7 protein-coding genes are annotated in these 11,979 nt (G+C 70.9%); 3 read left to right on the top strand and 4 right to left on the bottom strand.

Annotated features, from left to right (window positions below; all coding sequences use genetic code 11):
* Window positions 1-70: 70 nt before the first annotated feature.
* On the top strand, window positions 71-3,175 hold the full coding sequence (locus A7A76_RS08645) for an efflux RND transporter permease subunit (RefSeq protein ID WP_206410821.1): 3,105 nt from the start codon (window positions 71-73) through the stop codon (window positions 3,173-3,175).
* Window positions 3,172-6,465: an efflux RND transporter permease subunit gene (locus tag A7A76_RS08640; RefSeq protein ID WP_206410820.1), complete on the top strand. Its 3,294-nt coding sequence runs from the start codon at window positions 3,172-3,174 to the stop codon at window positions 6,463-6,465. The genes A7A76_RS08645 and A7A76_RS08640 overlap by 4 nt, the downstream gene beginning before the upstream one ends.
* A gap of 501 nt (window positions 6,466-6,966) precedes the next feature.
* Here the strand turns inward: A7A76_RS08640 and A7A76_RS08635 are convergent.
* A complete protein-coding gene (locus A7A76_RS08635; protein ID WP_206410819.1) occupies window positions 6,967-7,314 on the bottom strand; it encodes a hypothetical protein in 348 nt (115 codons plus the stop codon).
* A gap of 393 nt (window positions 7,315-7,707) precedes the next feature.
* Between A7A76_RS08635 and A7A76_RS08630 the strand changes: the two genes are divergently transcribed.
* Window positions 7,708-8,835 carry a M23 family metallopeptidase gene (locus A7A76_RS08630; RefSeq protein ID WP_206410818.1) on the top strand — a complete coding sequence of 376 codons (1,128 nt, stop codon included), beginning with the start codon at window positions 7,708-7,710 and terminating at the stop codon, window positions 8,833-8,835.
* Window positions 8,836-9,027: 192 nt separating this feature from the next.
* Here A7A76_RS08630 and A7A76_RS08625 read toward each other — a convergent pair whose 3' ends face one another.
* From A7A76_RS08625 to A7A76_RS08615, 3 genes are all read right to left on the bottom strand, one after another.
* Window positions 9,028-10,302 carry a YcaO-like family protein gene (locus A7A76_RS08625; RefSeq protein WP_206410817.1) on the bottom strand — a complete coding sequence of 425 codons (1,275 nt, stop codon included), beginning with the start codon at window positions 10,300-10,302 and terminating at the stop codon, window positions 9,028-9,030.
* Between the two features lie 121 nt (window positions 10,303-10,423).
* The gene (locus A7A76_RS08620; protein WP_172437252.1) at window positions 10,424-10,564 is read right to left on the bottom strand and encodes a hypothetical protein; all 141 of its coding nucleotides are present in this window, start codon (window positions 10,562-10,564) and stop codon (window positions 10,424-10,426) included.
* Window positions 10,565-10,760: 196 nt separating this feature from the next.
* The gene (locus A7A76_RS08615) at window positions 10,761-11,780 is read right to left on the bottom strand and encodes a transporter (RefSeq protein WP_206410816.1); all 1,020 of its coding nucleotides are present in this window, start codon (window positions 11,778-11,780) and stop codon (window positions 10,761-10,763) included.
* Window positions 11,781-11,979 lie beyond the last annotated feature (199 nt).

Genomic DNA, 11,979 nt, shown 5'->3' with positions numbered 1-11,979 from the left:
GCCGCGGCGCGCGCGGGCAGGGCGGGCAAGGCGCTGGCGACGGCGGCGAAGGCCAGCGCAGCCGCGCGCCATGAATCCCTCGCGGCCCTTCATCCTGCGCCCGGTCGCGACCTCGCTGCTGATGGCGGCGATCGTGCTCGCGGGCCTGGCCGGCTTCCGTTTGCTGCCGCTGTCGGCGCTGCCGGAAGTCGACTACCCGACCATCCAGGTGCAGACCGCCTATCCCGGCGCCAGCCCGGAAGTGATGGCGCACACCGTGACCGCGCCGCTGGAGCGCCAGTTCGGGCAGATGTCGGGCCTGCGCCGGATGAGTTCGACCAGCGCCGCCGGCGCCTCGGTCATCACCTTGCAGTTCGACCTCGACCAGACCCTGGACGTGGCCGAGCAGGAAGTGCAGGCGGCGATCAACGCCGGCGGCAACCTGCTGCCGGCCGACCTGCCGGCGCCGCCGGTCTACGCCAAGGTCAATCCGGCCGACGCGCCGGTGCTGACGCTCGCGGTGACCTCCGACACGCTGGCGCTGACCAAGGTGCAGGACCTGGTCAATACGCGCCTGGCCCAGGGCATCTCGCAGGTCGGCGGCGTCGGCCTGGTCTCGCTCAGCGGCGGCAACCGGCCGGCGGTGCGGATCCAGGCCGATCCGCAGTTGCTGGCCTCCTACGGCCTGGGCATCGACAGCCTGCGCACGGTCATCGCCAACGGCAACGCCAGCGGCGCCAAGGGCAGCTTCGACGGGCCCAGCCGCTCCTACGCCATCGACGCCAACGACCAGCTCGCCAGCGCCGAGCAGTACCAGGAACTGATCGTGGCCTGGCGCGACGGCGCGCCGATCCGCCTGCGCGACGTGGCCAAGGTGGTCGAAAGCGCCGAGAACGTGCGCCTGGGCGCGTGGTCGGGATTGACCCCGGCGATCATCGTCAACGTCCAGCGCCAGCCCGGCGCCAACGTCATCGCCACCGTCGATGCGATCAGGCAACGCCTGCCGGACCTGCAGGCGGGCCTGCCGGCCGGGCTCAAGGTCGCGGTGCTCAGCGACCGCACCGCCGGCATCCGCGCCTCGGTGCGCGACGTCGAGTTCGAGCTGGTGCTGGCGATCGTGCTGGTGGTGGCGGTGATCCTGGCGTTCCTGCGCAGCGTCGCGGCCACGGCGATCGCCAGCCTGGCGGTGCCGATTTCGCTGATCGGCACCTTCGGCGCGATGTACCTGCTCGGCTTCAGCCTCGACAACCTCAGCCTGATGGCGCTGACCATCGCCACCGGCTTCGTGGTCGACGATGCGATCGTGATGATCGAGAACATCTCGCGCTACATCGAGCGCGGCGAGCCGCCGTTCCAGGCCGCGCTCAAGGGCGCGCGCCAGATCGGCTTCACCATCATCTCGCTGACCGTGTCGCTGATCGCGGTGCTGATCCCGCTGCTGTTCATGGGCGACGTGGTCGGGCGGCTGTTCCGCGAATTCGCGATCACCCTGGCCATCACCATCGTGATCTCGGCGGTGGTGTCGCTGACCCTCACGCCGATGCTGGCGGCGCGCTGGATCAAGCCGCAGGGCCACGACGAACACGGCCCGCGCGACGATTTCATCGCCCGCACCATCGAGCGCTACGGCGTGGCGCTGGACTGGGTACTGGCGCGGCAGGGCGCGACCTTGCTGGTGGCGGCGGCGACGCTGGCGCTGACGGTCGCGCTGTACATCGTCATTCCCAAGGGCCTGTTCCCGGTCCAGGACACCGGCCAGCTGCAGGCGCAGGTGCGCTACAACCGCGAGGTGTCCTACGCCGGCATGGCGCGCGCGCAGCAGGCGGTGGCCAAGGCGCTGCTGGCCGATCCGGACGTGGCCTCGCTGAGTTCCTACATCGGCGTGGACGGCGCCAACACCACGCTGCTGTCGGCCGGACGCATGCTGATCGAGCTCAAGGACCAACGCAGCGCGTCGCAGGAGGACATCATGCAGCGCCTGCGCGAGCGCGCGCTGGCGGTGCCCGGCGCGAGCCTGTACGTGCAGCCGGTGCAGGACCTGACCATCGACGCGGAGACCGGGCCGACCCAGAACCGGTTCTCGATCCAGGGCTCCGACCAGGCCGCGGTCGACCGCAGCGCGCAGGCGCTGGCGGCGAAGCTGCGCGAACTGCCGCAGCTGCGCCACGTGATCACCGACGCCGGCGCCACCGGCGCCTCGGCCTATGTGGCGATCGACCGCGACAGCGCCGCGCGCATGAACATCAGCGCCTCGACCGTGGACGAGGCGCTGTACAGCGCGTTCGGCCAGCGCATCGTCTCGACGATCTTCGACGAGACCTCGCAATACCGGGTGATCCTGGAAGCCGCGCCGGGCCTGGCCGCGAGCCCGGCCGACCTCGGCCGCCTGCACCTGCCGACCGCGACCGCGCCGACGCCGCTGGCGGCGATCGCCAGCATCGGCGAGCGCGCCGCGCCGCTGCAGGTGAACCACGTCGCCCAGTTCCCCGCCGCCACGGTCGGCTTCGACACCGCGCCGGGCGTGTCGCTGGGCAGCGCGGTCGATGCGATCCGCGCCGCGGCGAAGCAGGCGCAGCTGCCGGCCGGGGTGAGCCTGTCCTTCCTCGGCGCCGCCAACGCCTACGAGGCCTCGCTGCAGAACGAGCTGTGGCTGATCCTGGCCGCGGTGGTGTGCGTCTACATCGTGCTCGGCGTGCTCTACGAGAGCTACATCCATCCGCTGACGATCCTGTCGACCCTGCCTTCGGCCGGCGTCGGCGCGCTGCTGGCGCTGATGCTGAGCGGCTCGGACCTGGGCGTGATCGGCATCATCGGCATCATCCTGCTGATCGGCATCGTCAAGAAGAACGCGATCATGATGATCGACTTCGCCATCGACGCCGAGCGCGAGCAGGGCATGGAACCAATGGCGGCGATCCGGCAGGCGGCGCTGCTGCGCTTCCGGCCGATCCTGATGACCACGCTGGCGGCGCTGTTCGCCGCGGTGCCGCTGATGCTGGGCTGGGGCGAGGGCTCCGAGTTGCGCCGGCCGCTGGGCATCGCGATCTTCGGCGGGCTGATCCTGAGCCAGATCCTGACCCTGTTCACTACGCCGGTGGTGTACCTGGCCTTCGACCGGCTCGGCCGCAAGCGCGGCGCGGCGCCGGCCGGCGAGGGCGCGGCCGCAATGCGCGCGGAACCGGACCCGCAGGCATGAACCTGTCGGCGCCGTTCGTGCGCAGGCCCATCGGCACGGTGCTGCTGACCGTGGGCCTGGCGCTGAGCGGGGTCGCGGCGTTCTTCAGCCTGCCGGTGTCGCCGCTGCCGCAGGTGGATTTCCCGACCGTCTCGGTCAGCGCCAACCTGCCCGGCGCCAGCCCGGAGACGATGGCGGCGAACGTGGCCACGCCGCTGGAGCGGCGCCTGGGCACGATCAGCGACGTCACCGAGATGACCTCGCAAAGCTCGATCGGGCAGGCGCGGGTGACCTTGCAGTTCGACCTCGGCCGCAGCATCGACGGCGCCGCGCGCGATGTGATGGCGGCGATCAACGCCGCCCGCGGCGACCTGCCGGCCACGCTCAGGAGCAACCCGAGCTACCGCAAGGTCAACCCGGCCGACGCGCCGATCATGATCGTGGCGATGACCTCGCCGAGCCGCACGCCCGGGCAGATCTACGAGGCGGCGACCAACATCGTCCAGCAGACCCTGTCGCAGGTCGACGGCGTCGGCGACGTCGAGATCGGCGGCGGCTCGCTGCCGGCGGTGCGGGTGGAGATCAATCCCTACGCGCTCAACCGCTACGGCATCGGTCTGGAGGACGTGCGCGCGGCGATCTCGGCGGCCAACGCCAACCGGCCCAAGGGCGTGGTCGAGGACGGCGCGCGCGCGTTGCAGATCTACACCAACGACACCGGCCAGAGCGCGGCGGATTTCCGCGACCTGGTGGTGGCCTGGCGCGACAACGCCGCGGTGCGCCTGCGCGATGTGGCGCGGGTCGTCGACAGCGTCGAGGACGTGCACACGATGGGCCTGTTCAACGGCCGGCCGGCGGTGGTGGCGGTGATCAGCCGCCAGCCCGGCGCCAACATCATCCGCACCGTCGACGGCGTGCGCGCGGCGCTGCCGACCCTGGCCAGGCAATTGCCGGCCGACATCGAGCTGTCGATCGCCTCCGACCGCACCAACACCATCCGCGCCTCGCTCGACGAAGTCGGCGCCACCCTGGCCATCGCCCTGGTGCTGGTGATCCTGGTGGTCGGCGCGTTCCTGCGCAGCTGGCGCGCGACCCTGGTGCCGGGCGTGGCGGTGACCGCGTCGATCCTCGGCGCGGTCGCGGTCATGTACCTGCTCGGCTTCAGCCTCAACAACCTCAGCCTGATGGCGCTGACCATCGCCACCGGCTTCGTCGTCGACGATGCGATCGTGGTGGTGGAGAACACCAGCCGCCATCTGGAACGCGGCATGGAGCGCTTCCAGGCCGCGCTGCTGGGCGCGCGCGAGGTCGGCTTCACCGTGGTCTCGATCAGCCTGTCGCTGGTGGCGGTGTTCATCCCGCTGCTGTTCATGGGCGGCATCGTCGGCCGGCTGTTCCGCGAGTTCGCGGTGACCTTGTCGGCGGCGGTGCTGATCTCGCTGCTGGTGTCGCTGACCACCACGCCGATGATGTGCGCCTGGCTGCTGCGCCCGCACGCGCAGGAACAACCGCCGGGCCGGATCGGCGCGTGGCTCGAGCGCGGCCTGGAGCGGCTGCGCCGGACCTACGGCGCCAGCCTGCGCTGGGCGCTCGACCACGCCGGGCTGATGCTGGCCTTGCTGGCGCTGACCGTCGTCCTCAACGCGTGGCTGTTCGTCAAGATTCCCAAGGGCTTCTTTCCCGAACAGGACACCGGCCAGATGACCGGCGGCCTGCGCGCGGACCAGAGCATTTCCTTCCAGGCCATGCAGGGCAAGCTGCAGGAGATCGTCGAGGTGGTGCGCCACGATCCGGCGGTGGCCACCGTGGTCGGCTTCACCGGCGGCTCGCGCGCCGGCGGCGGCTTCGTGTTCGTGACCCTCAAGCCCAAGCCGCAGCGCCGCGACAGCAGCGAGCAGGTGATCGCGCGGCTGCGGCCGAAGCTGATGCGCATCAGCGGCGCGACCTTGTTCCTCAACCCGGTCCAGGACGTGCGCCTGGGCGGGCGGCAGAGCAATTCGACCTATCAATACACGCTCAAGAGCGACAGCAGCGACGACCTGCGGCGCTGGGCCGACACGCTGACCGCGGCGATGAAGCAACAGCCGGAACTGACCGACGTGGATTCCGACACCCAGCCGCACGGGGTCGAAAGCTACGTCACCATCGACCGCTCCAGCGCCTCGCGCCTGGGCATCGCCCCGGTCGATATCGACAACGCGCTCTACGATGCGTTCGGCCAGCGCCAGGTCTCGACCATCTACAAGAACCTCAACCAGTACCACGTGATCCAGGAGGTCGACCCGGTCTACGCGCGCGATCCGTCCGCGCTCAATGATCTGTACGTGCCGGCGCAAGCGACGCCGGCCGTGGGCCAGGCCCAATCGGGGCCGACCGCCTCGCCGGTGCGCGGCGCCTCGCAGGGCAGCGCGCTGACCCAGAGCCCGCGGCAGATGGTGCCGCTGGCGGCGATCGCGCGCTTCGCCGACGCGGCCGCGCCGACCTCGATCAATCATCAGGATGCGCAGCTGGCGACCACCATTTCGTTCAACCTCGCCCCGAACCGCTCGCTCAGCGACGCCCAGGACGCGATCGCGCGCGCGCAGGCGCAGATCGGCCTGCCGGCCAACGTGCACGGCAGTTTCCAGGGCACCGCCAAGGCCTTCCAGGACACGACCAAGAGCCAGCCGCTGCTGATCCTGGCGGCGATCGTGGCGATCTACATCGTGCTGGGCATCCTCTACGAAAGCCTGATTCATCCGCTGACCGTGCTGTCGACGCTGCCCTCGGCCGGAATCGGCGCGGTGCTGGCGCTGATGCTGCTGCGCATGGAGTTCTCGGTGATCGCGCTGATCGGGCTGGTGCTGCTGATCGGCATCGTCAAGAAGAACGCGATCCTGATCATCGACTTCGCCCTGCAGGCCGAGCGTTCGCGCGGGATCGGCGCGCGCGAGGCGATCTACGAGGCCTCGATGCTGCGCTTCCGGCCGATCCTGATGACCACCCTGGCCGCCGCCCTGGGCGCGCTGCCGCTGGCGATCGGCTTCGGCGAAGGCGCCGAACTGCGCCAGCCGCTGGGCGTGGCGATCATCGGCGGTCTGATGGCCAGCCAGGTGCTGACCTTGCTGACGACGCCGGTGGTGTACTACTACCTGGACAAGCTGCGCCGGCCGGGGAAGAACGAGGCGTGGCTGGCGCGGTCGGGTGCGGCGGGCGATGGGGAAGGTGAGGGCGAGGGCGGGCAAGCGCAACGGCCTGAATGTTCGGCTTGGATGAAGCCCTGGATGTTCGGCTTCGCCGAAGTAAAACAGAGCCCGCCTTCGCGGGAATGACGGTAGGTAGGTTTCGTCGCGTCTCTTCTTGATCGTCATCCCCGCGAAGGCGGGGATCCAGAGACTTCAGAGTCATGTCGCGATAAAGCCCTGGATGTTCGGCTTCGCCTTCGCGGGAATGACGGCAGGTAGGTTTCGCGGTGTCTCTCTCAAGCCGTCATCCCCGCGAAGGCGGGGATCCAGAGACTTCAGCGTCATGCCTCGATGCAGCCCTGGATGTTCGGCTTCGCCGAAGTAAAACAGAGCCCGCCTTCGCGGGAATGACGGCAGGTAGGTTTCGTCCCGTCTCTTCCAGATCGTCATCCCCGCGAAAGCGGGGATCCAGAGACTTCAGCGTCATGACTCGATGCAGCCATGGATGTTCGGCTTTGCCGAAGTAACACAGAGACCGCTTGCGCGGGAATGACGGTTGGAGAATTCGGCGTCCGTGCGTGATCTCGCGGCGACGGGAGCGTTCGGCGCTCGCGCACATTTCGCAAGCCCCAAGCCGCCACGCCACGCTCACTGCACCAACTGCTCCGCCTCCACCGAAAACAACTGCCAGCGCCCCCCGAGCTTCTGGTAGGACAACCCGGCATTGCGCGGTTCGCAGCCGCGGGTCGGGCCGTCGTCGGCCGGCAGGCAGAAATACACTTCGATGTCGGCGCCGTCGCCGCCGCCGCGCTGGAGCTCGATGCGTTCCAGCCGCGCCTTGGCCGGAATCGCGCCGGTCTGCTGCAGGGTGGCGAAGTCTTCGCGGACCTGGCGTTCGGGCACCGAGCTCGAACAGGCGGCCAGCGCCGTCGCCAGCAGCGCGGCGAATACAGGTGGGAGCGGGCGGCGCGGGGCGCGCAGAAGGCGACGGTCCATGTCTTGGCAGGGCGGGCAAGCGGCCTCCTTGGCCGCGGGAGCAGGATGATTCTCCACTGGCGATGCGAACGCAAGCACCGAAACCCGCGGCCGGAATCCACACCTGTTCGCGTTTCCAGGACATCGCCGCCGCGACGAGGCCGCAACGACGGACAGGCGACGGTCCGCGCGCATCCGGTCGCGTCGCCGCTCGGCAACGCCAGGGCCATCGCACTCCCGCTGCTTCGCGCTTCGGGCCGCACGTTCGCGCTCGCCTCGCGACCGGTGCATCGCAGCCGGGGTTGATGACAAACGGCAGGGGACGCGGCGGCCGGCGTGGCCGAAGCTGCGCGCTCGGTTCGCGTCTTCGCCGAGCCGCTCCCGATCCCGCTTCCTCCGGCCCGGAACCGCCGCATGCGCCGCCTGTTCGCGTCCGCTCTCGTCCTCGCCGCCTTCGCCTGCGGCGGCGCCTCCGCCGCGCCCGCGGACACGCTCGATCTGGCCGTGCCGCAAGCGCCCGCGCCGGTCGCGGTCGAAGGCCGCGAGCGCCTGCTGTACGAACTGCACCTGACCAACTTCGGCGCGGCGCCGCTGCGCCTGGACGGGCTCAGCGTGCTCGACGCCGACAGCGGCGCGGCGCTGGAGGCGTGGCGCGGCGAGGCCTTGGCCGCGCGCGGCCGGGTGATCGGCGCGCAGAACGCGGCGCTCGACGGCGCGCTGCGGCCGGGCGAGCGCGCGGTGCTGTATCTGGAACTGGATCTGCCTGCGGCCGCGCCGCGCGCGTTGCGGCACAAGGTCGAATTCTCCGTGCCCGGCGCCGAGCCGGGGCAGGTCGAAGGCGCGCAGGTGGTTCCGCGCCCGGCGCCGGCGCTGCAACTGGCGCCGCCGCTGCGCGGCGGGCCGTGGGCGGCGATCTATGCGCCGCAGTGGCCGCGCGGACACCGGCGGGTGTTCTACACCCTCGACGGCCGCGCGCGCCTGCCGGGACGCTACGCCATCGACTTCGTCCGCGTCGACGCGCAAGGGCGCACCGCCCGCGGCGACGCCGACATCGCCGCCAACGCGCTGGGTTACGGCGAGCCGGTGCTGGCGGTGGCCGACGGCACCATCGCCGCGGCGCGCGACGGCGTCGCCGAGAACGAGCGGGTGTCGCAGCAGACCCGCAACGAGTTCGACCGCGCCGCCGGCAACTACGTGTCGCTGGCGCTCGGCGACGGCCGTTACGCGGTCTACGAGCACCTGCGGCCGGGCAGCGTGAAAGTGACGCAGGGCCAGCGCGTGCGCCGCGGCCAGCCGCTCGGCGAACTCGGCTTCACCGGCGACTCGACCGGCCCGCACCTGCATTTCCACGTCGCCGACGCGGCGGCGCCGCTGCTCGGCGAAGGCGTCGGCTACGGCTTCGACGGCTTCCGCCTGATCGGTCGTTACCCCGCGGCGAGAGGGCTGGGAGAGCGGCCGTGGCAGCCGCGCGCCTACGGGCTCGCGGCCGAGCGCCGCAACGAATTGCCCGAGGCGAGTTCGGTCATCGAGTTTCCGCGTTGAGCCGACTGCCGCGTCTATTCGATCTGCGCCATCAGCGAATACGAGCAAGCCGCTTCGCCGGAACGGTACCGCGCGTTGAAGCGTCCGCTACGGATCGCAGCGCTCCGAGCCTGTTGCGCCGGGACGATTGAGTTAGCCACGCGACCGCGAAACCGCGCCGCGCCCAAGCGGGCGCGGTCGGCGGCGACGGACTCAGGCCACAGCCGCCTCGGCCTCGCGCGCCGCCGCGCTGCCGGGCACCGGCAAGCGTCCGGCCAACAGCTCGCGCCCGCGCTGCCCCGGCGCCATGACGATGCCCGAGCACACCAGGAAGAAGCGCTCCAGCGCCATCGACACCACGTTGACCACGCAGAAGCGCCCGGGCTCTTCGTGGTTGATCGCGTAATGCAGGTCGATGCCGCGCGCGCGCAGGCGCGCGACCAGCTGCGGCAGCAACTCGGCCGGCGGCATCGGCGCCGGCACCGGGTAGTCCCAGCGGCCGCGGCGCAGGCGCGCGCGGTCGATCGCGAACACCGCGCAGTCGCGCAGCTTCGGATACGCGGACAAGGCGCCGAGCACAGCTTGCGGGTAGCCGCTCAGCCGGGGCTGCAGCCGCGGCAGTTCCAGCGTCTGCACCAGCTCGGTGATCGCGCGGGTGGCGGCATGTTCGGGATACAGCGAGGCGCCGTAGCCGCACGGGTGCAGCAGCTCGCCGTCGCGCAGGTCGGCGGCGGTGGCGATGAAGCAGGGCACGCCGAGGTCGCTGCGCGCGTCGATCAGCAGGATCTCGCGCTGCAATTGCGCGCTGGCCTCGCTCAGGCGCCGGGCCAGCGGCGCGGGCAGGTCGTCCGGCGCCAGGCGGTAGCCGTGCGCGGCCGGATCGCCGAGGTAATGCGCGGCCAGGAACAGCGACCAGGCATCGCGCTCGATCAATTCGCCGATCGCGTGCACCGCGGCTTCTTCCAGGCTGCTGCCGATCGCGGTGCCGTTGTTGGAGCCGAAGCGCAGCGCGGCGGCGTAATCGAAGTCGTCCTGCGGCGGGCGCCAGTCCAGGTAGGTGGGGTAGGACAGGAACAGCGGCAGCGCCGCGTCCGGCTCGCGCGGGTCGAAGGCGCGATAGCGGCGGCAGGCGAGCCGGCGCTCGGGCTGCTGGGCGAACGCGGCGCGGAACGGCAGCGCGGCCAGCAACGGATCGGCCAGGCAATCGGCGCCGCTGCGCAGGCTCAGTTCGGCGTCGGCGGGCGCCTTGCCGGTGAACAGATGCTCGACCGCTTCGAACAGCGCGCCGACCCGCGCCGGTTCGGCTTCGCCCTTGCCGAAGCCGTTGCCGAGCGGGCGCCCGTCGGCCTCGTCGTAGAGCGTGCAGATGGTCGCCGCGAACGGCGCGCCGGCGCGCTGCAGTTCGGCGCGCCAGCCTTGCGCATCGAGAAAGCCGCGCAGCGCGCGTTCGGCCTGTTCGAGGCTGCGTTCTCGTTCCAGAGGAATCATGCGGAGCGCTCTCCCTTGCGCTGGATGCGGCGCGCCGCGGCGCCGCGGATGCGGCGGCACGGAGGCGGGCTCCGTGCCGTCGCCGCGCCGGCGGACGACGCCGGACGCGCTTGTGGCGCCCTTACTTGGCGTGCGCTTCCAGGAAGTCCAGCTCGTCGGAAGTCACTTCCGGCTGGACGTCGTGGGCTTCCAGGGTCGACAGCGGTTCGATCAGACGCGGGCCGCTCTTGACGATCAGCGGCATATCGATTGCCTTCTTCATATAGTCCCTCATATGGTTGGACGTGCGGTTGAAGGTGCGACAGCGCAGCGGACCGACGCGGGCCTGCGCCCTGCCGGCGGCTGCCGTTCCTCTATAGCAAAGCCGTCCGGCGGCGTGCGGCGAATTGTTTGGATTTGTGATGCAGCGACCAAGCGCGTGGACGCGACGCGCATTCAGCCGCGCTCTGGTTGCGATGTCAGTCGCGGCGCCGGCCGAACGCGGCGTAGGCCAGCACCCCGGTCAGCACGCACAGGCCCAGCACCACCGCCCAGAACCCGTGCGGGTTCCCGGCCAGCGGCATGCCGCCGACGTTCATGCCGAACAGGCCGGCGACCAGATTGATCGGCAGCGCCACCACGGTGACCACGGTCAGCACGAACAAGGTCCGCCCGGTCTGTTCGTTGACCAGCGCGGCCAGCTCTTCCTGGATCAGCTTGACCCGTTCCACCAGCGCCGCCGAATCGCCGATCGCGGTGGAGAACTCCTCGGCGGCCTGTTGCAGGTCGCCGATGTCGTCGCGGCCGATCCACTCCGGCGGCCGGCTGAGCAGGCGGAACAGCGCGGTCGGCTCCGGCGCGAGCAGCCGCTGCAGCCGCACCAGGCTGCGGCGCAGCGAGCCCAGCTGGGTGCGGTCGCTGGCGATGCGGTTGTCGAGCAGGCGGTCCTCGATGCGGTCGACCTGCTGGGTGCACTTGCGCAGGATCTCGCCGAGCACGCTGGCCTGGTCGCGCAGCAGATGCGCGAGCAGCTCCACCGGCGAGCGGAACGCCTGGCCCGCGCGCACCGCCGCGCGCAGCTGGTCGACCGAGCGCAGCGGCCGCAGGCGCGCGCTCACCAACAGGCGCGGGCCGATGCACAAGGTGGTGGTGCCGACTTCCGAGGCGTCGAAGCTGGAGTCGAACAGCACGTCGTGGACGACCGCGATCAGGGCGTTGTCGTCCAGCTCCAGCCGGGTCGAGCCGACCTCGCTGCGCAGGCTGTCGTAGAACGCGTCGGGCATCCGCAGGGCGCGGCGCAGGTAGCGCTCGCTGCCGGTGTTGGACAGCGAGAAGTGCAGCCACAGGAACCCGCCGCCGCCGTCGCCGTCGGCGGGCGCGGACAGGAACGCGGCGACCGTGTCGGTGCTGATCGGCTGCGCCGGCTGGCCCGGGACGAAGCGGTAGCCCCAGATCAGGCCGTCTTCGTTGGAACCGTAGCTGGCGTCGGCGATGCGCATCGAAGCGGCGATCCGGATGAAGCGGAGAACAGGGCGCCTACGCTAGCTCAAAGGCGCGACCGCGTCATGGCGGCGGCCGCGCGCTCAGCAGCGGCCGTCGCTGGAGTAGCTGCTGCCTTGCTTGCGCACGCGCAGGCCGTTGACGCAGCGGAACTCGACCGGCTCCGGCGCCGGTGCGGGCGCCGCGGCGGTGGCGCCG

The sequence above is a fragment of the Lysobacter enzymogenes genome, from assembly GCF_017168095.1.
Taxonomy (GTDB): Bacteria; Pseudomonadota; Gammaproteobacteria; order Xanthomonadales; family Xanthomonadaceae; genus Lysobacter; species Lysobacter enzymogenes_D.
Note: the sequence above shows the minus strand (reverse complement) of the source record. Positions and strands in the feature narration are given on the sequence as shown.

Excerpts from the sequence above, each read along its gene's own strand:
- A7A76_RS08645 (WP_206410821.1), top strand. The coding sequence starts at position 71 with ATGAATCCCTCGCGGCCCTTCATCCTGCGCCCGGTCGCGACCTCGCTG.
- A7A76_RS08640 (WP_206410820.1), top strand. The coding sequence starts at position 3,172 with ATGAACCTGTCGGCGCCGTTCGTGCGCAGGCCCATCGGCACGGTGCTG.
- A7A76_RS08635 (WP_206410819.1), bottom strand. The coding sequence starts at position 7,314 with ATGGACCGTCGCCTTCTGCGCGCCCCGCGCCGCCCGCTCCCACCTGTA.
- A7A76_RS08630 (WP_206410818.1), top strand. The coding sequence starts at position 7,708 with ATGCGCCGCCTGTTCGCGTCCGCTCTCGTCCTCGCCGCCTTCGCCTGC.
- A7A76_RS08625 (WP_206410817.1), bottom strand. The coding sequence starts at position 10,302 with ATGATTCCTCTGGAACGAGAACGCAGCCTCGAACAGGCCGAACGCGCG.
- A7A76_RS08620 (WP_172437252.1), bottom strand. The coding sequence starts at position 10,564 with ATGAAGAAGGCAATCGATATGCCGCTGATCGTCAAGAGCGGCCCGCGT.
- A7A76_RS08615 (WP_206410816.1), bottom strand. The coding sequence starts at position 11,780 with ATGCGCATCGCCGACGCCAGCTACGGTTCCAACGAAGACGGCCTGATC.